This window comes from Acinetobacter portensis, assembly GCF_010646905.1.
GTDB lineage: Bacteria > Pseudomonadota > Gammaproteobacteria > Pseudomonadales > Moraxellaceae > Acinetobacter > Acinetobacter portensis.
This window is the reverse complement of record NZ_JAAARQ010000002.1, coordinates 1,224,949-1,251,103: the sequence shown is the minus strand read 5'-3', so window position 1 is coordinate 1,251,103 and position 26,155 is coordinate 1,224,949. Positions and strand designations below refer to the sequence as shown.

Sequence of the window (26,155 nt, the reverse complement as noted above, 5' to 3'; positions counted from 1 at the left end):
CCCCTGTCATAAGACAGGGGGTGTTTTAGAATTAATGAGCTGGCGATGACTTACTCTCACATGGGTAACCCCACACTACCATCAGCGCTAAGAGGTTTCACTTCTGAGTTCGGGAAGGGATCAGGTGGTTCACTCTTGCTATTGTCGCCAGCACAACTGTTTATGCTTACTCGCTATGGTCTTAATTGCTTTCGCATGCCTAGCTTTCGTCAAATGAGTTATTAACAGATATTTGAGTTAAAGTTTAAGTTCTAGCGTTCACTAAATCAAGCATTTTGCTTTGAAATCTTTCGAAACAACAACTGTTTGGGTGTTGTATAGTCAAGCCTCACGAGCAATTAGTATTGGTCAGCTTCATGCATCACTGCACTTCCACATCCAACCTATCAACGTCGTAGTCTTCAACGGCTCTTTAGAGGACATAAAGTCCTTGGGAAATCTTATCTTGAGGTAGGCTTCCCGCTTAGATGCTTTCAGCGGTTATCCCTTCCGAACATAGCTACCCGGCGATGCGACTGGCGTCACAACCGGTACACCAGAGGTTCGTCCACTCTGGTCCTCTCGTACTAGGAGCAGATCCTCTCAAATTTCCAACGCCCACGGTAGATAGGGACCGAACTGTCTCACGACGTTCTAAACCCAGCTCGCGTACCTCTTTAAATGGCGAACAGCCATACCCTTGGGACCTGCTTCAGCCCCAGGATGAGATGAGCCGACATCGAGGTGCCAAACACCGCCGTCGATATGAACTCTTGGGCGGTATCAGCCTGTTATCCCCAGAGTACCTTTTATCCGTTGAGCGATGGCCCTTCCATACAGAACCACCGGATCACTAAGACCTACTTTCGTACCTGCTCGACTTGTGGGTCTCGCAGTTAAGCGCGCTTTTGCCTTTATACTCTACGCGTGATTTCCGACCACGCTGAGCGCACCTTCGTACTCCTCCGTTACTCTTTAGGAGGAGACCGCCCCAGTCAAACTACCCACCAGACATGGTCCTCGCTCCAGATTATGGAGCAGAGTTAGAACCTCAATATTACCAGGGTGGTATTTCAAGATTGGCTCCATCGCAACTAGCGTCACGACTTCAAAGCCTCCCACCTATCCTACACAAGTAAGATCAAAGTTCAATGTCAAGCTGCAGTAAAGGTTCACGGGGTCTTTCCGTCTAGCCGCGGGTACACCGCATCTTCACGGCGAATTCGATTTCACTGAGTCTCTGCTGGAGACAGCGCCCCCATCATTATGCCATTCGTGCAGGTCGGAACTTACCCGACAAGGAATTTCGCTACCTTAGGACCGTTATAGTTACGGCCGCCGTTTACTGGGGCTTCGATCAAGAGCTTCGCTTACGCTAACCCCATCAATTAACCTTCCAGCACCGGGCAGGCATCACACCCTATACGTCCACTTTCGTGTTTGCAGAGTGCTATGTTTTTAATAAACAGTTGCAGGGGCCTGGTTTCTGTGGCTGTCAACCGCTCAGGAAGTAAATTCCGTCACCGTCGACAGCGTACCTTCTCCCGAAGTTACGGTACCATTTTGCCTAGTTCCTTCAGCAGAGTTCTCTCAAGCGCTTTGGTCTACTCGACCTGACCACCTGTGTCGGTTTCGGGTACGATTCCTGTGTAACTGAAGCTTAGAGACTTTTCCTGGAAGTATAGTATCAGCCACTTCGCTAATAAATTAGCTTGCTATCAGTTCTCAGCATAGAGTACCCCGGATTTGCCTAAGATACATGCCTACAACCTTTCACCTGGACAACCAACGCCAGGCTGACTTAACTTTCTCCGTCCTCTCATCGCATTACACAGAAGTATTGGAATATTAACCAATTTCCCATCGACTACGCCTCTCGGCCTCGCCTTAGGGGTCGACTCACCCAGCCCCGATTAACGTTGGACTGGAACCCTTGGTCTTTCAGCGAGCGAGTTTTTCACTCGCTTTGTCGTTACTCACGTCAGCATTCGCACTTCTGATACCTCCAGCATACTTCTCAATACACCTTCATCGGCTTACAGAACGCTCCCCTACCACTTGCAATAAATTGCAAATCCGCAGCTTCGGCATGTAGTTTTAGCCCCGTTACATCTTCCGCGCAGGCCGACTCGACTAGTGAGCTATTACGCTTTCTTTAAAGGGTGGCTGCTTCTAAGCCAACCTCCTAGCTGTCTATGCCTTCCCACATCGTTTCCCACTTAACTACAATTTTGGGGCCTTAGCTGGCGGTCTGGATTGTTTTCCTCTTGACTACGGACGTTAGCACCCGCAGTCTGTCTCCCGGATAGTACTCATTGGTATTCGGAGTTTGCATCGGTTTGGTAAGTCGGGATGACCCCCTAGCCGAAACAGTGCTCTACCCCCAATGGTATTCGTCCGAGGCGCTACCTAAATAGCTTTCGGGGAGAACCAGCTATCACCAAGTTTGATTAGCCTTTCACCCCTATCCACAAGTCATCCCCTGGCTTTTCAACGACAGTGGGTTCGGTCCTCCAGTTAGTGTTACCCAACCTTCAACCTGCTCATGGATAGATCACCTGGTTTCGGGTCTATGCCCAGCAACTAATTCGCCCTATTAAGACTCGATTTCTCTACGGCTCCCCTATTCGGTTAACCTCGCTACTGAACATAAGTCGCTGACCCATTATACAAAAGGTACGCAGTCACCGGACGCAATGCCGGCTCCCACTGCTTGTATGCATGCGGTTTCAGGATCTATTTCACTCCCCTCACAGGGGTTCTTTTCGCCTTTCCCTCACGGTACTGGTTCACTATCGGTCAGTCAGGAGTATTTAGCCTTGGAGGATGGTCCCCCCATATTCAGACAAGGTTTCACGTGCCCCGCCCTACTCGTCATCATCATATAAGCCCTTTCGTGTACAGGACTATCACCTACTACGGTCGCACTTCCCAGAGCGTTCCACTAAAGCTTATATGACTTAATGGGCTGTTCCCCGTTCGCTCGCCGCTACTGAGGGAATCTCAATTGATTTCTTTTCCTAAGGGTACTGAGATGTTTCACTTCCCCTCGTTCGCCTCATACACCTATGTATTCAGTGTATGATACCTAGCTTATGCTAAGTGGGTTTCCCCATTCAGAAATCTCCGGATCACAGGATATTTGCCGCCTCCCCGGAGCTTATCGCAGGCTATTACGTCTTTCATCGCCTCTGACTGCCAAGGCATCCACCACATGCACTTAATTACTTGACTATACAACCCCAAACAGTCGTTAATCCCTACAAGGAGGATAACAACAGATTGTGTCTTTCAACACACTCATACAGTTTGTTGTCCGTAGATTTAACTACAGTACAGCTTCTATTAGATTCATATACCAAAACGCTTGATTCAGTTAATCGCTAGTTTCTCAGTTCTTCATTTCACTCAACAGTAACAAGTTACTGCTAAATTCAATTCAGTTCTGAGCCTTAAACAATTTATTTCAACTCAAATTAATCTGTTAATGATTGCTCTAGCCTTCGTCAGGTCTAGAAACTGTGATAAATCACAGAGATTACCAAGTCCGCGTATATTAACGCTTATACTTGTTAATCTCTATAAGCTATCTAGCTGTTTGTATGTTTCTTAGCTCATCTTACATTCATTTGACTACCAAGTAGTCAATGATGTGATGGTGGAGACTAGGAGAGTCGAACTCCTGACCTCCTGCGTGCAAAGCAGGCGCTCTACCAACTAAGCTAAGTCCCCAGCTTATCATTAGATTCAATGTATCTTTGCTTTCTGTTTGCTCAGTACTCTCATACTGCGTTAGTCAGATTTGGTGGGTCTGACAAGACTTGAACTTGTGACCCCACGCTTATCAAGCGTGTGCTCTAACCAACTGAGCTACAGACCCTCAGATACATCTTCATGAAGAACAACTTGTTGTGGATTCTTACCAATCGTCAATCTTTCGTTAAGGAGGTGATCCAGCCGCAGGTTCCCCTACGGCTACCTTGTTACGACTTCACCCCAGTCGTCGGCCACACCGTGGTAAGCGTCCTCCTTACGGTTAGACTACCTACTTCTGGTGCAACAAACTCCCATGGTGTGACGGGCGGTGTGTACAAGGCCCGGGAACGTATTCACCGCGGCATTCTGATCCGCGATTACTAGCGATTCCGACTTCACGCAGTCGAGTTGCAGACTGCGATCCGGACTACGATCGGCTTTTTGAGATTAGCATCCTCTCGCGAGGTAGCAACCCTTTGTACCGACCATTGTAGCACGTGTGTAGCCCTGGTCGTAAGGGCCATGATGACTTGACGTCGTCCCCGCCTTCCTCCAGTTTGTCACTGGCAGTATCCTTAAAGTTCCCACCCGAAGTGCTGGCAAATAAGGAAAAGGGTTGCGCTCGTTGCGGGACTTAACCCAACATCTCACGACACGAGCTGACGACAGCCATGCAGCACCTGTATGTAAGCTCCCGAAGGCACCAATCCATCTCTGGAAAGTTCTTACTATGTCAAGACCAGGTAAGGTTCTTCGCGTTGCATCGAATTAAACCACATGCTCCACCGCTTGTGCGGGCCCCCGTCAATTCATTTGAGTTTTAGTCTTGCGACCGTACTCCCCAGGCGGTCTACTTATCGCGTTAGCTGCGCCACTAAAGTCTCAAAGACCCCAACGGCTAGTAGACATCGTTTACGGCATGGACTACCAGGGTATCTAATCCTGTTTGCTCCCCATGCTTTCGTGCCTCAGTGTCAGTATTAGGCCAGATGGCTGCCTTCGCCATCGGTATTCCTCCAGATCTCTACGCATTTCACCGCTACACCTGGAATTCTACCATCCTCTCCCATACTCTAGTCTCCCAGTATCGAATGCAATTCCTAAGTTAAGCTCAGGGATTTCACATCCGACTTAAAAGACCACCTACGCACGCTTTACGCCCAGTAAATCCGATTAACGCTCGCACCCTCTGTATTACCGCGGCTGCTGGCACAGAGTTAGCCGGTGCTTATTCTGCGAGTAACGTCCACTATCCTAGAGTATTAATCTAAGTAGCCTCCTCCTCGCTTAAAGTGCTTTACAACCAAAAGGCCTTCTTCACACACGCGGCATGGCTGGATCAGGGTTCCCCCCATTGTCCAATATTCCCCACTGCTGCCTCCCGTAGGAGTCTGGGCCGTGTCTCAGTCCCAGTGTGGCGGATCATCCTCTCAGACCCGCTACAGATCGTCGCCTTGGTAGGCCTTTACCCCACCAACTAGCTAATCTGACTTAGGCTCATCTATTAGCGCAAGGTCCGAAGATCCCCTGCTTTCCCCCGTAGGGCGTATGCGGTATTAGCAGCCGTTTCCAACTGTTGTCCCCCACTAATAGGCAGATTCCTAAGCATTACTCACCCGTCCGCCGCTAAGTTAGGTAGCAAGCTACCTTTCCCCGCTCGACTTGCATGTGTTAAGCCTGCCGCCAGCGTTCAATCTGAGCCATGATCAAACTCTTCAGTTTAATATTGCTTAGTGCCTTAAAGGGCACCAATCTTGGCTCATCAATTTTCTGACAAATATTTCTCAAATAAACTTCGAGTAATTTCTACCATTCAATCAATGAAAATAATTTCGATCGATCAACCAGTAAAAATCCACACAAGTTGTTCTTCATAATCTCTTAATGATCTTTCTAACACCTCGTCAGTGCTAGAAGCTGGACTCAATATACTCAACAACTCAGCACTTCGTGCTTCGTTCGTTTCCGTCTATCTCGTCGGTATGGGTGCATTCTAGATGATTTCAGAATCATTGCAACCCCTATTTAGCAATATTTTTCACGTATGTATTATTTTTCGGCAAAAAGTAGCATTTTTTTGTTTTTCTAGCTATTTTTTATACGTTTTAGGGTCAAAAACCGATTTTATTTTGAAATTTATTTTCATCTTCTACTTAATTTCCTACATTCTTTTCCTGTATATCCACCTTAATTTTGAAATTTCTCATCATTTTCTACATCTTTCCTAAAGATCAGGCTCAAAACATCGATCTTTCTTTAATAGTGAGAATGCTTATTTGCATATTTTTATAAGTTTGTTTCTATATGAAGGTCATTATTGATGACATTGTAGCCAAATTGCATTTTTGTCATGAAGAATGAGCCGTAATAGCTAGAATTAAGATGGCTTTTATGCAGAGAACATTAGATATATAAGTAGAATCTTAAATTTTGGATAAAAAAAAGAAAGAGATCTCTCCCAAAATCTCTCCCTATAGTTGAATCGGTTTAGGATTCATTCTGTTGTTGTTGTAGTTATCGACTAAAGTTATCTCTTTTAGGGAAGAGAAAAACTTAATAAAGCTTTTTATATTTACCCTCTAGATGTTTCATATATACGAATTTCTAGACTTCTAGAGCTTAAACATCCCTTTCATTAAAATCAACACCTTTAGGTAAATTTAAGTGTCTTTTTTATAAGGTTTTTTTGAAGTTACTTATTCAATATATAGATATAAATAAAAATAAAGCAGACACTTAGTCTGCTTTATATTCAATAGCTTAAATAGCAACACAAAAATATTTAGTCTGTGAATGTCACTTTAGCGATCGCTTTTTTACTTGCTTGGATAATTAAAGTTACATTTTCTTTTACAGAGAATGTTGTATCAATGGTTTGCCAATCGACTTTTACAGCGCCACGACCTAAAGCATCTTTTGCTTGTGCTGCATTTTTCGTTAAACCTGCTTCACGTAAAATTGACGTGATGAACATCTCACCACCAAATTCACCACGTGAAATAGTCACTTCTGGCGTACCTTCTGGTAATTCACCCTCTGTAATTAAGTTACCTGCACCTTTATGTGCATTTGCAGCAGCTTCCGCACCGTGGAAACGCTCTACTAATTCAAGAGCAAGTATCTTCTTCACTTCTTGTGGATTACGACCTTCAGCGACTTCTTTTAATAACTGTTGAATTTCTTCAATTGTTTTGAAACTTAAAAGATCAAAATAACGTTCAATTAAAGCATCTGGCATTGAAAGTACTTTTTGGTACATCGCACCTGGCGCATCAAATACACCAATATAGTTACCTAAAGATTTAGACATTTTATTTACGCCATCTAAACCTTCAAGAATTGGCACAGTAATACATACTTGCGCTTCTTGATCATAACGACCTTGTAACGTACGCCCCATGAGTAAGTTAAAGGTTTGGTCTGTACCACCAAGCTCAACATCGGCTTCTAATGCAACAGAGTCATAACCTTGTACAAGTGGATACAAGAACTCGTGAATCGCGATTGGCTGATGATTGTTATAACGCTTTGTAAAGTCATCACGTTCTAACATACGCGCAACAGTTTGTTGTGATGCTAGTTGAATTAAATCTGCTGCAGATTTTTCTGCAAACCATTCAGAGTTAAAAACAACTTTTGTTTTATTTGGATCAAGAATTTTAAAAACTTGTTCTTGATAAGTTTTGGCATTTTCTAAAACTTGTTCACGTGACAATGGCGGACGCGTAGCGCTTTTCCCAGTCGGGTCGCCAATCATCGCAGTATAGTCACCAATTAAGAACAATACTTCATGACCCAAATCTTGAAATACTTTTAACTTATTAATAAGTACAGTATGACCTAAGTGAAGGTCTGGAGCTGTAGGATCAAAACCCGCCTTAACTTTTAAAGGACGGTTCTCTTTAAGTTTCTTTAACAGATCCTCTTCAGAGATAATTTCATGAGTGCCTCGTTGGATGAGGGCAAGTTGTTCTTCAGCTGGCAGGAAATTTGACATCACAAAACCCAAATACGTCAGTTATTCAATTTGTGCGATATACTAACATTTTTTCAGCACATTGCAGGCTTAAGAATCATCATGACAGCGATCTATATTGGGGTAATGACTGGCACAAGCATGGATGGTGTCGATATTGTTGCTGCTTCTTTTGATCCTTTACAGCTTCATGCCACACTAACTTTGCCATTTGACCCAGATTTACGTGATGAACTGATGGCACTAACGCTGCCCGATGACAACGAAATTGACCGTATGGGAAAAGCAGATGTAGCACTTGCAAACATGATTGGTGCTGGAATTAACACACTTATTCAAGAAAATAATTTAGATAGAACAAAAATCAAAGCAATTGGTTCGCATGGACAAACCATTCGCCACAGACCAGAACATGGTTTTACCTTGCAAATTGGCGATCCGAACATCATTACAGAAATCACAAAAATTCCTGTCATTTCAGATTTTCGACGTCGTGATATGGCAGCAGGCGGTCAAGGTGCACCTTTAGTTCCTGCATTTCACCAAGATATTTTCCAACATGACAGCATCCATCGCGTAATTTTAAATTTGGGTGGAATTGCCAATGTCAGCATGTTACCTGCGGGCAAACCTGAAGATGTATTTGGGTTCGATACTGGGCCTGCAAATATTTTAATGGATGCGTGGTGCCATCGTTATACAGGTCAACCATACGATGAAAATGGCAATTGGGCAGCTTATGGCACGGCTATTCGTAGCTTATTAGACCGTTTACAAGCACATGAATTTTTCTCTAAAGAACCGCCAAAAAGTACAGGTCGTGAAGACTTTAATTTGGAATGGTTAGATGAACAAATTTTAGATTGGCGCAGTGATTTAGAATATAACGAATTAGAAGATACGCCTGAAAATATTCAAGCAACACTCATGAAACTTACCACCCGTGCAATTAAAAAGGCCATTTACCGTTCCGATATGGAAACAGGTGAAGTTTATGTCTGTGGTGGTGGCGCCTACAATTCACATTTACTTGAGCAACTTCGTTGGCGCTTGCGTAAACATGAATGGACTGTTCAAAGTACAGCCGATTTAGGTTTAAACCCAACTTGGGTTGAGGCAACTGCTTTTGCTTGGTTAGCAATGCGTTTTATGAACCAATTAAGCGGTAATTTACCAAGCGTAACAGGAGCTCAGGGTTACAGAGTATTAGGAACTATAACGTCCTTATAATATTAAATGTCTTAAAATAAAATTGAGATATGTAAAATAGATTATTTTATATATCTCATGTATATTTGCGACAAAATAAAACTTTATATTAATTAAAATGAAAAAATTTGTAAGTGAATACAATATTATTCAAAGCATCATCACCAACCAAATTTCAAGAGGTAACTCTCTATCACCCAAAGGTCTTGTTACTCATATTTTTGACGATAACTCTCAGGCTATTCAAGTTCTAGATATTGGCTTTGGTGATGGAAATTTAGGTCAATTAATCAAAGATAATCCTTTAATAAAACATTGGTCTGTTGATGGAATTGATGGTTTTGAGCCAAATTGTAATAATACAGACCTATTTAATAAAAGAATTTATCGCAACGTCTGGCATGGACTTGCACAGAATATTCCATCTGAGCAATTTAAAAAATATGATCTTATTTGCTTATTAGACGTTATTGAACATTTAGATATTGAAACAGCTAAATGGCTCTTACGAACACTATTATCTTCTATGAGAGACGATGCTTTTCTATTTATTAGCACACCATTATGGTTTTTCCCTCAAGACACAATACAAGATGATGACTTAGAAGAACACTTGATAGCTGTTCCTGCAACATCAATGATGGCTTTAATTCCCAAAATGTATTCGATTAACGAACCACTCATCGGAGGATTTGTTCTTGGCAAAATTAGCCTAGACTATATTGATTTTTTTCAACCGATAGCCAATAAAAATTTTAACTATCAAATGGGTTTAAATATTGCAAATCTTATTAACTGCCAATATAAACCCGGCGAATATATCAAAATTTGGTAATTCATTTTAATGATGAAAATATCCTTTTGCTTGTTAAACAGGTGCTCGGTTTAAATGGGATATGTTTTGATTCACATGAAATATTTTATATCGAATCTGATGTATCCCATTTTCATTTAACCGCTTTTCATGTCGCTCAATATAACGTTGAGCATCCACAGGATTCGTAAACAAATAAACCCCTCCTGCTTCATTTAAACTTTGATTTTCCGTCCAAATTTTCCAAATCAGACCTTTTTCTAATGCAATAGATTCTGCCAAAGGTTGCATAAATTGTTCCATATCGGAGCCCCAAGGCCCCTGATATGGAAAATCGACTTGTAAAATATATGCCATATTATTGTCCTAATTTATTCTGCTCAACTTGAGTAATTGCAGTTTCTATTGCTTTATTAATTGTTTCTATTTGCATGTAGCCACTGCCAATTGGCGTCACCTGATTACCAATTCGTAATGCAAAACTTGGAAAGCCCTTAATATTCCAACCGCGGTTTAGTTGAAACTCTTCATACGTTTTATCTTTCATTTCTTCAGATTCAAATTTTTGTGAAAATTGAGCAAAATCAACACCATGTTCTTCACAAATAGATTGATAAAAATTTAATGAAGTTGGATCCTCTCCACCCACATAAAATTTATACTGAATTGCAGAGAAAAATTCTAATAATTTCCGATCATTATCATCTTCACCTAACCATAAATCACGAGCAACATACACAGCACGACAAGAAGGTTCTGTATCGTAATTAAATTCTTCACGATCTAAAATTTTAAAACTGAATGGCTGTTTGGTTGCTTGTTGAATATTGCTCCATTCTTTACGTAAAAAGCGTTTTATTGAATCATTCCATTCATCGCCTCCACCTGGACGTAAACCACCAACAATGACAGAAAACTGAATTCCTTTATCTAATGCTAATTCACGAGCATCTTTTACAATACTTGATGAACCCCAGCACCATGAACACATTGGATCTCCAATATAAATTAAAGACATATCGTGTTTATATTCTCTTTCTTGCATTGATTTTTTAGGTGCTAAATCGCTTACGCTACAAGTACCAGTTTCAACATCACAGCTTAAAGTCATGGTGACTCTCCTTATATCATTCTATCTTTTGATCGGTACAAATGACCGTTTGACATAAGTTAGCTGTTCTATAATGATGTGCATAGACAATAAAAATGAAAGGTCTTGTTCGAAAATATGAACAGCTTACCCTACTCCATAGATGATCTATATTGGTTTGTTTTAATTGCAGAAGCAGGAAGCCTATCTGCTGCTGCAAGACGATATGATATTGCTAAATCGACTTTATCAAATCGGTTATCACGCCTTGAAAGTATTTTGGAAATTAAACTCCTCAACCGAAATACCAATGCATCTTCACTAACCGATGCAGGAAAGCTCTTTTTAAAAGAAATTTCCCCTATCTTTCAGCAAATAGAAACAGTTACTCACGATTTAACAAATTTGGAGATGCAACCCAAAGGTGGTATTCGAATCGCAGCATCGGGAACATTTGGGAAATTAGTTGTTTTACCACTTATTGCTAAATTTCTTCGCGAGTATCCACAAATTGAAATTGATATCGACTTAAATGATAAAAAGGTCGATTTAATTGCTGAAGGTTTCGATTTTGCCATTCGTATTGGTCATTTAACGGACTCTAATTTATATGCGCAACATGTGGGATCTGTTCGACGCATTTTATGCACGAGCCCTCATTATGCAGAAGTTTATGGTATTCCTAACGAACCTGAAGACTTACAAACGCATCGATTAATTTCACATAATTGAACTGTGACTAAAATAAAATTACTTCAAGAACAACAAGTTAAAATCATTCAAACACATAGTCGTTTAACTATAACACCATCTGAACATGCATTGGCTGCAGTTCAAGCCGATTTAGGCATTGCTACGGTCGCTGAAATTCAAGTTGCTACTTTATTAGCACAAAAGCAATTAATACACGTTTTACCCGACTGGCATCTATCTCAAGAAGATGTTTTTATTGTTACGCCAAGTCGTCAATATAGAACATTGGCTTTAAGATTATGCTTAGATTTTCTAAAACAGAAAATTCCAAAACAAATCAATTATTTAAAAATGAGTTAATCTATTTTTTAACTTCAAAAAAAGCCCTCAAAATTGAGGGCTTTTTGCATTTTATATATTCGTTTTTGTATTAAATCGAGAAAGAAGAACCACAACCACATGTTGTTGTTGCATTTGGGTTTTGTACCACAAAACGTGAACCTTCTAAACCTTCAATATAATCGACAACTGAACCAACCAAATATTGATAGCTCAATGAGTCTACAAGCATTTTCACATCGCCATTTAAAAATTCAGCATCATCTTCATTTTGGCTTTCTGCAAAATTAAAACCATAAGAGAAACCAGAACAACCTCCACCCGTTACATAAACACGTAGCATTAAGTCTTGGTTACCTTCACTGTCACGCAATTGGCGTACTTTATTTGCAGCGTTATCGGATAGCTCAAGTGCTTGGGCATTCATGTGGGATTCCTCAATACAATTCAAACGTCTTTAAATAAAAGACTACAAGTTAAGTATAACATACACAATATATGGTCAGTTATCTGCGATTCAATGTTAATTCAGAGTATTTTTCTCAGAATTGTTTATTTTAAGTTTTTACATCATGATTTCGCGCACATTCAAATATTAGATCTCTCCTTATTTATATTTTAGATCATCCATAAGTACATGAATTAATAAAACTTATAAAATTATTCATTGTTCTTTTTGTTTTATGCCCCGCTTCCTTTAGAATAAGCCATCTTTTCGCTTATGTTCAATCTAATCCATGATTCAGTTAGACCAACTTTCTATACGTCGTAGTGGACGTGTTTTATTTCAAAAAGCATCTATGCAACTACATCCCGGTTGGAAAATTGGCTTAACAGGTGTAAATGGTGCCGGTAAGTCGACATTATTTTCTGCATTATTGGGTGGCATGGAATCTGACGGTGGCTCTTTAACACGTCCAGCGGTTTGGACCGTTGCTCATATGGCGCAAGAAATTAAAGCCTTAGATATGAAAGCAATTGATTTTGTATTATCTGGCGATGAAGAATATTGGAGTATTCAAGAAAAATTAGATCATCCTGAAAGCTTAAATGATAATGAGCTTGCAGATTTATATGGTCGTTTTGATGAAATTAATGGTTATTCTGCACCATCAAAAGCATCTCAATTAATGGCAGGTTTAGGTTTTTTTGAACATCAATCTCAACTTGATGTTTCAAGCTTTTCTGGTGGTTGGCGTATGCGTTTGAACCTTGCTCGTACTCTTATGAGCCGTTCAGACTTATTATTACTCGATGAACCAACAAACCATTTAGATTTAGACGCAATTTTATGGCTTGAAGATTGGCTAAAAGCGTATGAAGGTACGTTAATTCTAATTTCACATGACCGCGATTTCTTAGATGCGATTACCGATCATATTTTACATATTGAAAATCAAGAGCTTATTCTTTACACAGGGAACTATTCAACATTTGAACGTACCCGTAGTGAACGTTTAGCACAACAACAACAAGCTTATGAAAAGCAGCTTGAAACACGTGCGCATTTACAAAAATATATCGACCGCTTTAAAGCTCAAGCAACCAAAGCAAAGCAAGCGCAAAGTCGTATTAAACAACTTGAACGTATGCAAGAGTTGTCTGCAGCTCATGTCGATACACCATTTACTTTCTCATTCCGTGAACCAACAAAAATGAGTTCACCACTGTTACAGTTAGAACATGCCGATATTGGTTATGGCGACAAACTAATTGTAACCAATGTGAATTTACAAATCACACCAACAAGTCGTATTGGCTTATTAGGGATGAATGGTGCGGGTAAATCTACTTTAATTAAATCTTTAGTGGCCGATTTAAAACTCATTCAAGGTGAGCGCAAAGATTCAGAACTTTTAAATATTGGTTATTTTGCTCAGCATCAAATGGATGCTTTAGATGGCAATGCGAGCCCAATGTTACAGCTTGCACGTATCGCAGATCGTAAAATTAGTGAAGCATCTTTACGTTCATTCTTAGGTAGCTTTGGCTTTAGTGGCGAACGTATGGATACGCCAAGTGAAAGTTTCTCTGGTGGTGAGCGCGCACGTTTAGCATTGGCTTTAATTGTATGGCAACGTCCAAATGTCTTAATTCTAGATGAACCAACAAACCATTTAGATTTAGATATGCGTCATGCATTAACAATGGCTCTTCAAGACTATGAAGGTGCCGTTGTTTTGGTTTCGCATGAACGTCAATTGGTGGCAAGTGTTTGTGATGAACTTATTTTAGTTCATGGCGGTCAAAGTCGTGAGTTTGAAGGTGACTTAGTTGCTTACGCAGATTGGTTACGCCAAGCTCGTATCGATATGATGAAAAATGGTCAAAAGCCTGCGACACCTGTTAAATCTCAAGTAGAAGTTAAACCTACACTTTCAAAACTCGATAAAGAAGGTCAACGTAAAGAAGCGGCACGTCGTCGTGAATTAGGTCGCCCTATTCGTAAAAATATCGAAAAGAATGAAGCTATCATTGCAAAAACGCAACCTCGTTTAGCTGAAATTGAAGTTCTACTTGGTGATACAGGTTTATATGAAGCAGGTCGTAAAAATGACTTACTTAAACTCATGAATGAACAAACTGAGTTAAAAGCAAAACTTGAAACTGCTGAAGAACTTATTTTGGAATTAATGATGGAATTAGAAGAACTTGAAAGTTCTTTTGAAGACTAAATTTTAGTAAAACTAAAAAACCGCAAAATAAACTCAATTACTTTGCGGTTTTTTATTATCTTTAATATTTACTGTGTAAGTTGATGCTTCTTTTTTAAAAATCTTAATTCTATAATTTTCCAACTACTCACATAAATCCACAGTTCTTGAATCATACTTCGATCTTGCTCAAAACCAATCAAAACAATACATTCATTTTGTTTATCATTATATTCAAATTCTTCGAACTCAATATCTGGATTCCGCGGCTTCCACACACCATTTTGAACTGCATGCGCAATTCTGTCATATCTCATATAATTGCTTTCGATACGACCCTCTTGCTCATAAATAACTTTAAAGTTTTCATCTTCATATTGAGCAAGAACTTCATAGTTTCCTGTAAAAAAAGCATTGGTCCAAGCATCACGACTTTGTTCTAATAAATAATCCACGCTAATATCCCTCCTGTTATTCAGGATTTCTTTTCATCCATCATCATTATGTTGATTAAATAAGTCAATTTTATAAAAGTACATTTTATATTTATTTTGTATTCTGTTTATTAGACATAAAAAAAGCATCCCTAAGGATGCTGTTTTTTATAAGAATATCAATTAAGCATCGATATCTGCATTTAATGCATTTTCTTCAATGAATGCACGACGTGGTTCCACATCATCACCCATTAAGCAAGAGAACATACGGTCTGCTTCAATCGCATCCTGAATAGTAACTTGTAGCATGTTACGGTTTTCAGGATCCATCGTCGTTTCCCAAAGCTGTTCAGCATTCATCTCGCCCAGACCTTTATAGCGCTGAATCATCATACCGCGACGCGAGTCTTGAATAATGTTTTGCCAAACCTGATGGAAGTTTGCGACTGGAATTTTACGCTCACCTTTTTGTAAATACGCACCATCTTCAAGCAGTGTAAACCAGCTCTTCGAATTTTTTAATAAACGAGCATATTCACCAGAACCCAACAAACCAGCATCTAGTAAATAAGAATGCGGCAAGTTATGAACGTAAATCGTAATACGAGGTAAATAAGTCGTAAATTTAGTACCGTCAGCATTTTCTTTCTCAAATGCTTCAAGTGTTAATTCTGGACGTAAGCTTGGTTGAGTTGCTTCGATATGTTGACGAAGTTGCTCACCCCATTGGTGTACATAAGCATCATCTTGAGTTTGGTCAAGCTTAAATGCATCAATTGCCAACAGACCATCAAGCAAACTTGCAGGATAACGTAAAGTTAAACGATGTAAGCTCTTTTGAGATGTTTGATAATCGGCAATCACATTGGCTAAAGCTGTGCCTCGAATTGCAGGTGCTTCACCACTAATATGTAATTCAAGCTCATCAATTGCATTTGAAATTAAGTAAGTTTCAAGCGCATCATTATCTTTAAGATATTGCTCTTGCTTACCTTTTTTCAATTTATACAACGGTGGTTGCGCAATATAAATATAACCACGTTCCACAAGCTCAGGCATTTGACGGAAGAAGAAAGTCAATAGTAGCGTACGAATGTGCGAACCATCGACGTCGGCATCGGTCATGATAATAATTTTGTGATAACGCAATTTGTCAGGATTGTATTCTTCACGACCAATACCACAACCCAATGCGGTAATGAGCGTACCCACTTCTTGCGATGAAATCATCTTATCGAAACGTGCACGTTCAACGTTTAGAATTTTACCTTTCAATGGCAAAATTGCTTGCATCTTACGGTTACGACCTTGCTTAGCAGAGCCGCCCGCAGAGTCACCTTCGACTAAGTACAGTTCAGATAATGCTGGATCTTTCTCTTGGCAATCTGCCAATTTACCCGGAAGACCTGCAATATCTAATGCACTTTTACGACGTGTCATTTCACGTGCTTTACGCGCAGCATCACGTGCACGTGCAGCATCAATAATTTTCCCTGCAATTGCTTTTGCAGCTTGCGGGTTCTCTAAAAGATATTCAGAGAACGATTTATTCATTGCTTGTTCAACAGCAGTTTTCACTTCGCTTGAAACTAATTTTTCTTTGGTTTGCGAAGAGAATTTTGGATCTGGTACTTTAACTGAAACAATTGCAGTTAAACCTTCACGAGCATCATCACCTGAAACAACCACTTTTTCTTTTTTCAGGATGTTTTCGCTATCCATGTAGTTGTTTAAACCACGAGTTAGCGCTGCACGGAAACCAGCTAAATGGGTACCACCATCTTTCTGTGGAATATTGTTTGTAAAACAACGTACATTTTCTTGATACGTATCATTCCACTGCAATGCAACTTCAACACCAATGCCGTTGTCTGCTTCCACAGTAAAATGAAAAATTTCATTTAGATGTGTTTTGCCTTGGTTAATATATTTAACAAACTCAGACAATCCACCTTCATAATCAAAAATATGTTCAAGATTGACACGCTCATCACGAATAACAATGCGAACACCCGCGTTTAAGAACGAAAGTTCACGTAAACGACGCGATAAAATATCGACATTAAAAATGGTTTGGCTAAATGTTTCAGCACTTGGATAAAAACGTACAGTTGTACCAGAAGTATCTGTTGTACCTGTTTCACGTAATTTATAAACAGGGTCGCCATGACGATATTCTTGTTCGTAGGTTTTACCTGCACGACGAATATTTAAAAGTAGTTTTTCAGATAAAGCATTTACAACTGAAACACCTACACCATGTAAACCACCAGAAACTTTATAGCTATTATCGTCAAATTTACCACCAGCATGCAGAATCGTTAAAATAACTTCTGCTGCTGAAACCCCTTCTTCAGGGTGAATATCGGTAGGAATACCACGACCATTATCAGAAACAGAAACAGATTCATCTTCATGAATCGTCACTAAAATCTCATCACAGTGACCTGCTAAAGCTTCATCGATAGAGTTATCTACAACCTCAAACACCATATGGTGTAAGCCTGTACCATCATCAGTATCACCAATGTACATCCCTGGACGCTTACGTACTGCGTCTAGGCCACGTAATACCTTGATGCTAGAGGAGTCATAAGCCTTTTCAGTGGTTTGTTCTGTTTGAGAAGCAGCTTGATCTTCTGAACTCATGGTTTCTCCCTAGTGAAAAATAGGTTTATCTAAACTTGGAAAATTAATGCACAACAACTTGAACTGTACCGTTTTCAACATTGAATAACTGATATGAGATAGACAAATCATGTAAGTGCTTTTGTACTGATTCATGGTCTAGTGTGGTAATAAAAACTTGACTACCAAGTTGGCTCAATCGCTCAATTAAACGTTGTTGTGCGGTTAAATCTAATTCTGCTGTCAGATCATCTAATAATACCACAGTTTCCTTATTGCAATCATGTAGCATTGCAATCTGCGATAGCTTCAGCGCCATAACAAGTAATTTCTTTTGTCCTCGTGAAAGAACAGCATCTGCATCGCCTGTTGGCGTCTTTAAACGTAAATCTGCTTTATGTGGACCAAACTCAGTATAGCCTCGTTCAATATCTTTGTAATGATGATTTGTCAGATCGTTCAGCAAACCTGTTTCTGCACGAAAACCCGCATTGTATTCAAGTTGAATATCTAAATGCGGTAATAATTGTTTTAAATCTTGCTCAAAATATTGCTTCCATTTTTCTACAACGCCTACTCGCTGATTATGCAGAATTTCCCCATATTCACTAAGCATTACATTCCATGGTTCTAAATCTGAAAGCGTTAAACGTCTATTGGCTTTTAATAAACTATTGCGTTGTTTTAAAGCTCTCGAATAATATTGCCACGCATGATAAAACTCAGGTTCCACGTGGAACATCATCCAATCTAAAAGTTGACGTCTTGGTTTTGCACCATAATCTATAATGTCTGAACTTTGTGGATCTATATGTTGTAAAGGTAATATTTTTGCAAGCTGACCTTGAGTTGCAACATTATCACCATTCACTTTTATAATTTGCTCACCACTCATCATTTTTTGCATCCCTATTTTTTCAGTGAGAGATTGGGCAAAAACAAGTGCATCTTGCGTGTTATTTTGAATATAGTTTTTTGGAATATGTGTTCTAAATGAACGCCCTGTTGCCAATAAATGTATGGCTTCTAAAATTGATGTCTTACCTGAACCATTTTGTCCATAAAAGACATTAAACGGCTGCAACTCGAAGAGTGCAACCGCTTTTAAGTTTCGAACACGTTCTATGTTTAAACGCGTAATATGCATAATTGATTCTTAAAAAAATTCTGCAAATTAAACACGCATTGGCATCACAACATAGGTTTGATCTTGTTGTGAAGGATCTTGTACCAATACAGATTGATTTGCTTCTGTCATGGTAATAGAAACATCATCACCATCTAGAACACTTAATACTTCAATTAAATATTGCGCATTAAATGACATTTCTAAAGAAGCATCTGTATACTGAATGGCTAAATCTTCAATGGCTTCATCTTGCTCTGGGTTATTCGCACGGAGTTGTAAAGAATCTGCATTAAAGTTTAAGAATACACCACGCAGTTTTTCATTACTTAAAATTGCCACACGTTGCAAAGACTGTTTAAATACATCATGAGCAATCATAACAATTTTGTCGCCACCACGTGGAATTACACGACGATAATCAGGGAATTTACCATCAATAAGCTTAGTCGTGAAACGAACAGTAATATCGCCCTGCTCTTTATCTCGGTTTGCGATAGTAATGGTCACATTTAATAATTCACGACCAATAAGTAAAGATAATTGCTCATCTTCAATACTTAGTAATCGTTGCAGTTCACCTACAGCTTTACGAGGAACAATCGCCTGAACAGGTTGAGTCACTGTTGAAGATGCTGCTGTTTCACATAATGCCAAACGGTGACCATCTGTTGTCACAGCACGAAGTTGTGTTTGATCAATTTCTAATAACGTACCCGTTAAATAAAAACGTACATCTTGTACTGCCATTGCAAATGCAGTTTTTTCAAATAGACGCTTTAATTCACGCTGAGTTACAGATACTTGTGTACCTTGTGCATTTTCAGTCGCTAAAAGTGGATAATCTTCTGCAGGTAATGTACCCAATACAAAACGACTATTTCCCGACTTAAGAATACAACGTTGATCTTCTGTAATTTGAAGATCGATGATTGCAGCAGTAGGTAAAGATTTACAAATATCGACTAACTTCCGTGCAGGAACAGTCGTTTCACCCACTTGCAAACAAGCACCATCAAGCAAAGGTGTACTTGCAACAAGCTCAACTTCTAAATCTGAGCCTGTAATTGTTAAAGATTCATTAGTTACTTGAACTTTCACATTAGAAAGAATGTTTAAAGTATGGCGACGTTCTACAGCTCCAACAACATGTGATAGAACATTCAATAAACTTTCTTTGGCGATTTTCAAGCGCACGATACATTCCTCTAACAACTGAAGATTAATAATAAATAAATTTTTTAGTAGTCTACTATGCGGTAGAAAATACCGCATTGCAAGAACATAATTTGAACAGATTCAATCAACTTTGCAACAAGCGTTGCAAGTTTTTATAGTCCTCGTTAAAGATCGGATCTTCCTCACGTAGACTAAGTACTTTTTCACATGCATGCATAACCGTACTGTGATCTCGACCACCAAAAGCCATCCCAATTTCAGGGAAACTATCGCCCGTTAATTCACGGGCTAAACCCATTGCTAACTGGCGTGGTCGTGCATAAATACGTGTTCGTTTTGGACCAATCATTTCTTTTAACGGAATACGGAAATATTCACTCACAACACGCTGAATATTTTCAGTACTGATTGTACGAGCTCGAATCGCTAAAACATCTTTCAAAGACTCACGCACAACATCTAAGTCGACTGGTGTTCCTTTAAAACGTGAAATAGCAACAACTTTGTTTAAAGCACCCTCCAATTCACGAACGTTAGCAACCACTTGTTGTGCGATAAATAATGCACAATTACGTGGTAAATCAACATCATTACTTTCAGCTTTTTTCAACAAAATTTCGATACGCGTTTCAATATCTGGTGGTTCAACACCAACAGACAACCCCCACGAGAAACGAGAAACTAATCGTGGATCTAACTCCGTTAATTCTTTTGGATAACGATCTGAAGTTAAAATAATTTGCTTAGATTCATCTAACAAAGCATTAAACGTATAAAAAAATTCAACGAGACTGGCTTCTTTACCTGCTAATAAATGAATATCATCGACTAACAATAAATCTAAAGAACGGCAATTCTTTTTAAACTCTTCAACTTTGCCTTGTTGCAATGACTTCACAAAATCTTGAACAAAACTTTCAGCAGTCATATACATCACACGTGCATTTGGTTTTGCTTGTAATAAAGCATTACCCACAGCATGCATTAAGTGTGTTTTACCCAATCCCGTAGGACCGTATAAAAATAATGGATTATGTTGTGATGCCCCAGGCTGAGTTAAAACCTTACGACATGTTTCAGCGGCCATTTGGTTAGAACGACCTTCAACAAAAAGTGAAAAAGTAAACAACGGGTTAAGTAACCGCTTACGGCTATTTTTACCATTTACTTCTTCTTTTTCTTTTTTAGGTTTTATCACTGGTGCTGTTTCTAAGGCAGCTGTCGTTGTTGCTGGCTGTTCATTTGCAGACAATATCGCACCAGGTCTAGAGTCAACTAAAATTTCAACCTTGCAAACACGTCCTTCAGACAATTGTTCAGCCAATATTGAAATTAACTCTAAATGATGTTCCTGAATATAACGTGTCCAATAAGGATTCGGTGCGTATAAACGTAACGTATCGTTTAGTTCTTCCGCAATTAAAGGTCGAATCCACATTGTAAAGACATTACCAGATAACTCTTGTCTTAAACGAGTTAAGCAGTCTGTCCAAAGCATGCGAACCCCCTATTCGTTCCATGATGTATTAAAAATATTCAAGACCGCAAAAGCGGGTCGCCATTCTAACGAAGTTATCCACATCTGTCATGGCAAATTAAAGTGTATTTGTTAAAAAAAGAATAAAACAAACTATATTTTTAAATTCAAACAAGGTGTGGATAAGATAATCAACAACCTGTGGATAAAATATATCACAAAGTTATCCACAAAGTTTCAGTTTTATAAAAACATAGATATCCACAACATAAATATATAATATTAAAAAAGTAAAAGCATATTTCCACAGAAAAATAAGACACTAATAGTAATAAATTTAAATTTATAAATTTGAATTTAATAATAAGAGCACACTCTTTTGTTAGTAACTTTGGTTAATTTTGAATTTAAATTTAAAACTGAATGTTCTGCTTTTAAAAATATAATCTTGTTGATAAACTTGTGATTAAACCTGTTATTAAGTTTAGTACAGTTTATTATTCAAATAGTTATCCTGTTGGTAACTTTTCATTTTTAAATTTATTTTTTATTTTTTAGTATTTCATTAAAAACATCATTTTTGTTACAAGTTTCATTTTTCATTGACAGCTCAAGCAATGAGCACTAAAATCGCGAACCTTCATAGTAAGATCATTTTTGGAGTTTCAATATGAAACGTACATTCCAACCATCAGAATTAAAGCGTAAGCGTGTTCATGGTTTCCGTGCTCGTATGGCTACTAAAGCTGGTCGTCAAGTATTAGCTCGCCGTCGTGCAAAAGGTCGTCAGAGCTTAACTGTTTAATCAGTTAAGGGATAATTACCTTGGGTGTTATAACAAAACTTTATAGCTTCAGCGCAGAGGTTCGATTACGCTGTGCTGCAGATTATAAAGGTGTGTTTGATGGTGCGCTTTTTAAAGTGCATCAGCCCCACTTCTTATTTTTAGCAAAACATTCCGAATCGCCTAATAGCCGTTTGGGTATTGTTGTTGCTAAAAAGAAAGTGCGTCGTGCACATGAAAGAAATAGAGTAAAACGTCTTGCTCGCGAAAGTTTTCGCCTGCATCAACAGCAATTAGATGATTTAGATATTGTTGTTATGCCTAAAATAGGTATTGATACAATTTCAAACGCTGAATTGCATCAGCAATTACAAAGTGCTTGGCAAAAATTGCAACGCCTTGCCAAAAAGCATTCCAAAATAGTTCCATCCCCACAAAAGTAGAGATGGCCAATGGTTCGTTTACTGCATTGGTTTATTCGTTTCTATCAGATTGCGCTTAGTCCTCTTTTAGGACCTCGCTGTCGTTATATCCCCACTTGTTCTCAATATTCATTGGAAGCAGTCCATACACATGGAGCTGTGCGTGGTGTGTGGCTGGCGACTAAACGTATTTGTCGTTGTCATCCATGGGGAGGATCGGGTTATGACCCAATCCCACCTAAGGTAATTCGTTTTATTTCATTTCAGCAAATAGATTCTCAAACGCTTCACGTTGTTGTACCCTTTCGTGATCGTTTAATGAACCAAAATCACTCTAACCACTTGGGGTAATTGATATGCAACAATGGGCCAGGATTGCCATTCTAGGAGCTATGTTTGTTGTCGCATATTTGCTCATTTTGGCTTGGCAAAAAGATTATGGACATGTGGAACCTAAAGTACAGCAAGCTGCTGTCGCTCAAGTTACACACGAAGTATCTGCAGATTTGCCAAATGGTCAAACGGCTACAGCAGCAACTGCTACTGATGTGCCACAAGCAAATATTGCTACTACGCAACAAACTTCGGATGCTACAGCACCTGTAAGTCAACAACTTATTTCAGTACAAACTGACCTTTATCATCTTTGGATTAATCCTAAGGGTGGTGATATTGTTCGTGTTGAATTACTCAATCATGACAAAAATAAAGACAGCGATGATCCGTTTGTAATGCTGGAAAGCGATGCAAAACGTACATATGTTGCGCAATCTGGATTAATTGGTCTAAATGGCCCAGATAGTAGCCGTAACGGTCGTCCTGTATATGAGTTTGAAAAAGCGTCTTATAGCTTAGCCGACGCTAAAGCAACACAAGATAAAGATGGTAAAGCAGTTAAAGTTTTAACTGTTCCTATGGTTTTCAAAACTGCTGATGGTATTGAAATCATTAAAACCTTCACGTTTAAAGAAGGTGATTACCCTGTTGTTGTTAATCATAAAGTGATTAACCGCAGTGCAAGCAATTGGCAAGGTCAAATGTTTGGTCAACTCAAACGTGACAACTCAGAAGATCCAGGTAAGTCTGACCAAGGTATTTTTACTTTAGGTACATTCTTAGGTGGAGCTTGGGGTACGCCTGAAGAGCATTACAACAAACTTAAATTTGCTAACTTCAATGAAGAAAAATTAAGTGTTGATGCGAAAGATGCTTGGGTTGCTATGGTTCAGCATTACTTTGTTAGTGCTTGGATTCCTGGTGATATCAAACTCACTCAAGGTGAAGGTCAAGCTTTCACAGCAAAACTAGAATCTCGTAAATCTTCTGATGATATGAATATCATTGGTTTTACTTCTCCAGCAATTAATGTTCCTGCGGGTACTGTTGCTGAAGTAGATGCGACTTTCTATTCAGGTCCTAAAATTCAATCTGAATTAAAAGACTTGGCAGTAGGTTTAAACCAAACTGTAGATTATGGTTGGTTGTGGCCAATTGCTAAACTTTTATTCTTAGGTTTGCAATTCTTCCACGGTATTGTTGGAAACTGGGGTTGGTCAATTATTCTATTGACAGTTCTTGTGAAACTTATTCTTTGGCCTTTATCGTCTAAGAGCTATCGCTCAATGGCGAAAATGCGTGTGATTGCACCAGAAATGCAACGCATGAAAGAAGAGTTTGGTGAAGACCGTATGCGTTTCTCTCAAGAAATGATGGCGCTTTACAAACGTGAACAAGTAAACCCTCTTTCTGGTTGTTTACCGTTATTGCTTCAAATGCCAATCTTCCTTGCGTTGTATTGGGTATTGATGGAATCTGTTGAACTTCGCCATGCGCCTTGGTTAGCTTGGATTCAAGATTTATCTGCAATGGATCCATGGTTTATCCTTCCATTGTTGATGGGTGCTACGATGTTCATTCAGCAAAGTTTAAATCCTCAGCCTGCAGATCCTATGCAAGCGAAAGTATTTAAATTTATGCCAATTATCTTCACTGTATTTATGTTGTTCTTCCCAGCAGGTCTTGTACTTTACTGGATCTGTAACAACAGTATTACTATTTTGCAGCAAAGTTTAATCAACAAATCTGTTGGTAAAGACCGTGCAAAACGTGATGAGGCAAATCCAGCAAACTAAGCATTGCTGAATAGCTGAATAAATCCGCTTAAGATGGTAATCTTAGGCGGATTTTTATTTGTCTGTACTTTGAGATTTTTAGGTGAATTTTATGCAAAACAGAACCACAATTGCTGCTATTGCCACACCACCTGGTCGTGGTGGCGTTGGTGTGATTCGCCTATCGGGTCCAAAATCATATGAAATTGCAGAAGCATTTACGCAAAAAAAACTCGATAAAGCACGTTATGCAGGTTTTCGTAAGTTTTATGATGCCAATCATGAGGTAATGGATGAAGGTTTAGCAATTTGTTTTCCAAATCCACATTCATTTACAGGTGAAGATGTTGTTGAGTTGCAAGGTCATGGTGGTCCTGTGATTCAAAATGCACTTTTGGGGCGTTTATTTGAGCTTGGTGCAATTGCTGCAAAAGCGGGTGAATTTTCAATGCGCGCATTTGAAAATGGTAAACTCGATTTAGTTCAAGCAGAAGCTATTGCAGACTTAATTGATGCAACATCGCAAGCTGCTGCACGTTCTGCTGTGCGTTCATTACAAGGTGCATTTTCAACAAAAGTGAATGCAGTTTTAGAACAGCTTATTCATTTGCGTTTACATGTTGAAGCAGCAATTGATTTTCCCGAAGAGGAAATTGATTTCTTGGCTGATGGTAAAATTTTAAATCTGTTGGATGGTGTTGCGATATCTGTAACTGCCGTTCAGCAATCTGCTCGTCAAGGTCAGTTATTGCGTGAAGGTTTACAAGTTGTTATTGCGGGTAAACCGAATGCTGGTAAATCTTCATTATTAAATGCTTTGGCGGGTATTGAACGCGCCATTGTGACGGATATTGCAGGTACAACACGTGATGTTTTACATGAAAAAATTACACTAAATGGTTTACCAATTACCTTAACAGATACAGCTGGTTTACGTGAAACAGGCGATATTGTCGAAAAAGAAGGTATTCGTCGCGCGATTAAAGAAATTGAACAAGCAGATTTATTATTGCTTGTTTATGATTTAAGCCAAGGTGAGGATCCATTAGCACTCGCACAAGAATATTTTGCCGATCATATTGAGCCAAAGCGTTTAATGTTGATTGGTAATAAGTGCGATTTAACAGGAAAATCGGCTGAAATTTTAGATTATCAAGGTTTCCGTCATATCGCTGTCTCAGCTAAACAAGAAACAGGTGTTCAGTCGCTTATAGATGCGATTACAGCACATGCAGGCTTCCAACCTGAAGAAGACACCTTTATTGCAAGAACACGTCATTTAGATGCAATGAAGCGCACTCAGGAATATTTGGCGGAAGCACGTGAGCAACTTGTTGTTTACAACGCAGGTGAATTGGTTGCTGAGTCACTTCGTTTAGCGCAAAACGCTTTAGGTGAAATTACTGGTGATTTTAGTGCAGATGATTTATTAGGGAAAATCTTTGGATCCTTCTGTATTGGAAAGTAATTAGATTTTTAAA

Annotated in this window: 17 protein-coding genes, 2 tRNA genes, 3 rRNA genes and 1 pseudogene; 9 read left to right on the top strand and 14 right to left on the bottom strand. The window is 39.1% G+C overall.

Annotation, left to right across the window (positions count from 1 at the left end; genetic code table 11):
• Positions 1-37: 37 nt before the first annotated feature.
• From rrf to tyrS, 6 genes are all read right to left on the bottom strand, one after another.
• Positions 38-152: ribosomal RNA gene (gene rrf, locus GTK57_RS05950) — 5S ribosomal RNA — on the bottom strand.
• A 165-nt stretch (positions 153-317) separates the two neighbouring features.
• Positions 318-3,213, bottom strand: a 23S ribosomal RNA gene (locus GTK57_RS05945).
• 422 nt (positions 3,214-3,635) lie between these two features.
• Positions 3,636-3,711, bottom strand: a tRNA-Ala gene (locus tag GTK57_RS05940).
• Between the two features lie 71 nt (positions 3,712-3,782).
• Positions 3,783-3,859, bottom strand: a tRNA-Ile gene (locus GTK57_RS05935).
• Positions 3,860-3,920: 61 nt separating this feature from the next.
• Positions 3,921-5,457 (bottom strand): 16S ribosomal RNA (locus GTK57_RS05930).
• Together the 16S, 23S and 5S rRNA genes with 2 tRNA genes alongside form the textbook arrangement of a ribosomal RNA operon.
• Before the next feature lie 1,060 nt (positions 5,458-6,517).
• Positions 6,518-7,732 (bottom strand): tyrosine--tRNA ligase, encoded by a 1,215-nt coding sequence (gene tyrS / locus GTK57_RS05925; protein ID WP_163121893.1) that lies wholly within the window; start codon positions 7,730-7,732, stop codon positions 6,518-6,520.
• Between the two features lie 81 nt (positions 7,733-7,813).
• Between tyrS and GTK57_RS05920 the strand changes: the two genes are divergently transcribed.
• Together GTK57_RS05920 and GTK57_RS05915 are read left to right on the top strand one after the other, a co-directional pair.
• Positions 7,814-8,941, top strand: coding sequence for an anhydro-N-acetylmuramic acid kinase (locus tag GTK57_RS05920; protein ID WP_152873064.1), 1,128 nt, complete (start codon positions 7,814-7,816; stop codon positions 8,939-8,941).
• 97 nt (positions 8,942-9,038) lie between these two features.
• Positions 9,039-9,755, top strand: a complete 717-nt coding sequence (locus tag GTK57_RS05915) for a methyltransferase domain-containing protein (protein ID WP_163121891.1) — start codon at positions 9,039-9,041, stop codon at positions 9,753-9,755.
• A gap of 33 nt (positions 9,756-9,788) precedes the next feature.
• Here the strand turns inward: GTK57_RS05915 and GTK57_RS05910 are convergent, their stop codons facing one another.
• Positions 9,789-10,091, bottom strand: a complete 303-nt coding sequence (locus GTK57_RS05910) for a monooxygenase (protein WP_163121889.1) — start codon at positions 10,089-10,091, stop codon at positions 9,789-9,791.
• Position 10,092: 1 nt separating this feature from the next.
• A complete protein-coding gene (locus tag GTK57_RS05905) occupies positions 10,093-10,845 on the bottom strand; it encodes a DsbA family protein (protein ID WP_163121887.1) in 753 nt (250 codons plus the stop codon).
• Positions 10,846-10,962: 117 nt separating this feature from the next.
• On the opposite strand from GTK57_RS05905, the pseudogene GTK57_RS14660 reads away from it, so the two are divergent.
• Positions 10,963-11,877: pseudogene (locus GTK57_RS14660) on the top strand (LysR family transcriptional regulator).
• Positions 11,878-11,947: 70 nt separating this feature from the next.
• Here the strand turns inward: GTK57_RS14660 and erpA are convergent.
• Entirely contained in the window at positions 11,948-12,283 is a 336-nt protein-coding gene (erpA, locus tag GTK57_RS05890) for an iron-sulfur cluster insertion protein ErpA (protein WP_152873054.1), read from the bottom strand.
• A 310-nt stretch (positions 12,284-12,593) separates the two neighbouring features.
• On the opposite strand from erpA, the gene GTK57_RS05885 reads away from it, so the two are divergent.
• Positions 12,594-14,531 carry an ATP-binding cassette domain-containing protein gene (locus GTK57_RS05885; RefSeq protein ID WP_163121881.1) on the top strand — a complete coding sequence of 646 codons (1,938 nt, stop codon included), beginning with the start codon at positions 12,594-12,596 and terminating at the stop codon, positions 14,529-14,531.
• A gap of 68 nt (positions 14,532-14,599) precedes the next feature.
• On the opposite strand, the gene GTK57_RS05880 is transcribed toward GTK57_RS05885, so the two are convergent.
• The 5 genes from GTK57_RS05880 to dnaA form a co-directional block, all read right to left on the bottom strand.
• Positions 14,600-14,965, bottom strand: coding sequence for a hypothetical protein (locus GTK57_RS05880; protein WP_163121879.1), 366 nt, complete (start codon positions 14,963-14,965; stop codon positions 14,600-14,602).
• 162 nt (positions 14,966-15,127) lie between these two features.
• Positions 15,128-17,596, bottom strand: a complete 2,469-nt coding sequence (gyrB, locus tag GTK57_RS05875) for a DNA topoisomerase (ATP-hydrolyzing) subunit B (RefSeq protein WP_163121877.1) — start codon at positions 17,594-17,596, stop codon at positions 15,128-15,130.
• Positions 17,597-17,639: 43 nt separating this feature from the next.
• Positions 17,640-18,722 (bottom strand): DNA replication/repair protein RecF, encoded by a 1,083-nt coding sequence (gene recF / locus GTK57_RS05870; RefSeq protein WP_163121875.1) that lies wholly within the window; start codon positions 18,720-18,722, stop codon positions 17,640-17,642.
• Between the two features lie 27 nt (positions 18,723-18,749).
• Positions 18,750-19,898, bottom strand: a complete 1,149-nt coding sequence (dnaN, locus tag GTK57_RS05865) for a DNA polymerase III subunit beta (protein WP_163121873.1) — start codon at positions 19,896-19,898, stop codon at positions 18,750-18,752.
• A 106-nt stretch (positions 19,899-20,004) separates the two neighbouring features.
• A complete protein-coding gene (dnaA, locus tag GTK57_RS05860; protein ID WP_163121871.1) occupies positions 20,005-21,378 on the bottom strand; it encodes a chromosomal replication initiator protein DnaA in 1,374 nt (457 codons plus the stop codon).
• Between the two features lie 649 nt (positions 21,379-22,027).
• Here dnaA and rpmH point away from each other — a divergent pair.
• The 5 genes from rpmH to mnmE all read left to right on the top strand — a co-directional run bounded on the left by rpmH (position 22,028) and on the right by mnmE (position 26,142).
• Positions 22,028-22,162, top strand: a complete 135-nt coding sequence (rpmH, locus tag GTK57_RS05855; protein ID WP_067662597.1) for a 50S ribosomal protein L34 — start codon at positions 22,028-22,030, stop codon at positions 22,160-22,162.
• 29 nt (positions 22,163-22,191) lie between these two features.
• Positions 22,192-22,584: a ribonuclease P protein component gene (gene rnpA / locus GTK57_RS05850; RefSeq protein WP_163124619.1), complete on the top strand. Its 393-nt coding sequence runs from the start codon at positions 22,192-22,194 to the stop codon at positions 22,582-22,584.
• A gap of 9 nt (positions 22,585-22,593) precedes the next feature.
• The gene (gene yidD / locus GTK57_RS05845; RefSeq protein ID WP_152873042.1) at positions 22,594-22,914 is read left to right on the top strand and encodes a membrane protein insertion efficiency factor YidD; all 321 of its coding nucleotides are present in this window, start codon (positions 22,594-22,596) and stop codon (positions 22,912-22,914) included.
• A gap of 5 nt (positions 22,915-22,919) precedes the next feature.
• On the top strand, positions 22,920-24,695 hold the full coding sequence (yidC, locus tag GTK57_RS05840) for a membrane protein insertase YidC (protein ID WP_152873040.1): 1,776 nt from the start codon (positions 22,920-22,922) through the stop codon (positions 24,693-24,695).
• Between the two features lie 91 nt (positions 24,696-24,786).
• Positions 24,787-26,142, top strand: a complete 1,356-nt coding sequence (gene mnmE, locus GTK57_RS05835; RefSeq protein WP_163121870.1) for a tRNA uridine-5-carboxymethylaminomethyl(34) synthesis GTPase MnmE — start codon at positions 24,787-24,789, stop codon at positions 26,140-26,142.
• Positions 26,143-26,155 lie beyond the last annotated feature (13 nt).

What these genes read in the sequence shown, in the direction of transcription:
- GTK57_RS05920 (WP_152873064.1), top strand. Translation starts at nt 7,814, where the DNA reads ATGACAGCGATCTATATTGGGGTAATGACTGGCACAAGCATGGATGGT.
- GTK57_RS05905 (WP_163121887.1), bottom strand. Translation starts at nt 10,845, where the DNA reads ATGACTTTAAGCTGTGATGTTGAAACTGGTACTTGTAGCGTAAGCGAT.
- gyrB (WP_163121877.1), bottom strand. Translation starts at nt 17,596, where the DNA reads ATGAGTTCAGAAGATCAAGCTGCTTCTCAAACAGAACAAACCACTGAA.
- mnmE (WP_163121870.1), top strand. Translation starts at nt 24,787, where the DNA reads ATGCAAAACAGAACCACAATTGCTGCTATTGCCACACCACCTGGTCGT.
- GTK57_RS05915 (WP_163121891.1), top strand. Translation starts at nt 9,039, where the DNA reads ATGAAAAAATTTGTAAGTGAATACAATATTATTCAAAGCATCATCACC.
- GTK57_RS05910 (WP_163121889.1), bottom strand. Translation starts at nt 10,091, where the DNA reads ATGGCATATATTTTACAAGTCGATTTTCCATATCAGGGGCCTTGGGGC.
- recF (WP_163121875.1), bottom strand. Translation starts at nt 18,722, where the DNA reads ATGCATATTACGCGTTTAAACATAGAACGTGTTCGAAACTTAAAAGCG.
- GTK57_RS05885 (WP_163121881.1), top strand. Translation starts at nt 12,594, where the DNA reads ATGATTCAGTTAGACCAACTTTCTATACGTCGTAGTGGACGTGTTTTA.
- yidD (WP_152873042.1), top strand. Translation starts at nt 22,594, where the DNA reads ATGGTTCGTTTACTGCATTGGTTTATTCGTTTCTATCAGATTGCGCTT.
- erpA (WP_152873054.1), bottom strand. Translation starts at nt 12,283, where the DNA reads ATGAATGCCCAAGCACTTGAGCTATCCGATAACGCTGCAAATAAAGTA.
- rpmH (WP_067662597.1), top strand. Translation starts at nt 22,028, where the DNA reads ATGAAACGTACATTCCAACCATCAGAATTAAAGCGTAAGCGTGTTCAT.
- dnaA (WP_163121871.1), bottom strand. Translation starts at nt 21,378, where the DNA reads ATGCTTTGGACAGACTGCTTAACTCGTTTAAGACAAGAGTTATCTGGT.
- yidC (WP_152873040.1), top strand. Translation starts at nt 22,920, where the DNA reads ATGCAACAATGGGCCAGGATTGCCATTCTAGGAGCTATGTTTGTTGTC.
- tyrS (WP_163121893.1), bottom strand. Translation starts at nt 7,732, where the DNA reads ATGTCAAATTTCCTGCCAGCTGAAGAACAACTTGCCCTCATCCAACGA.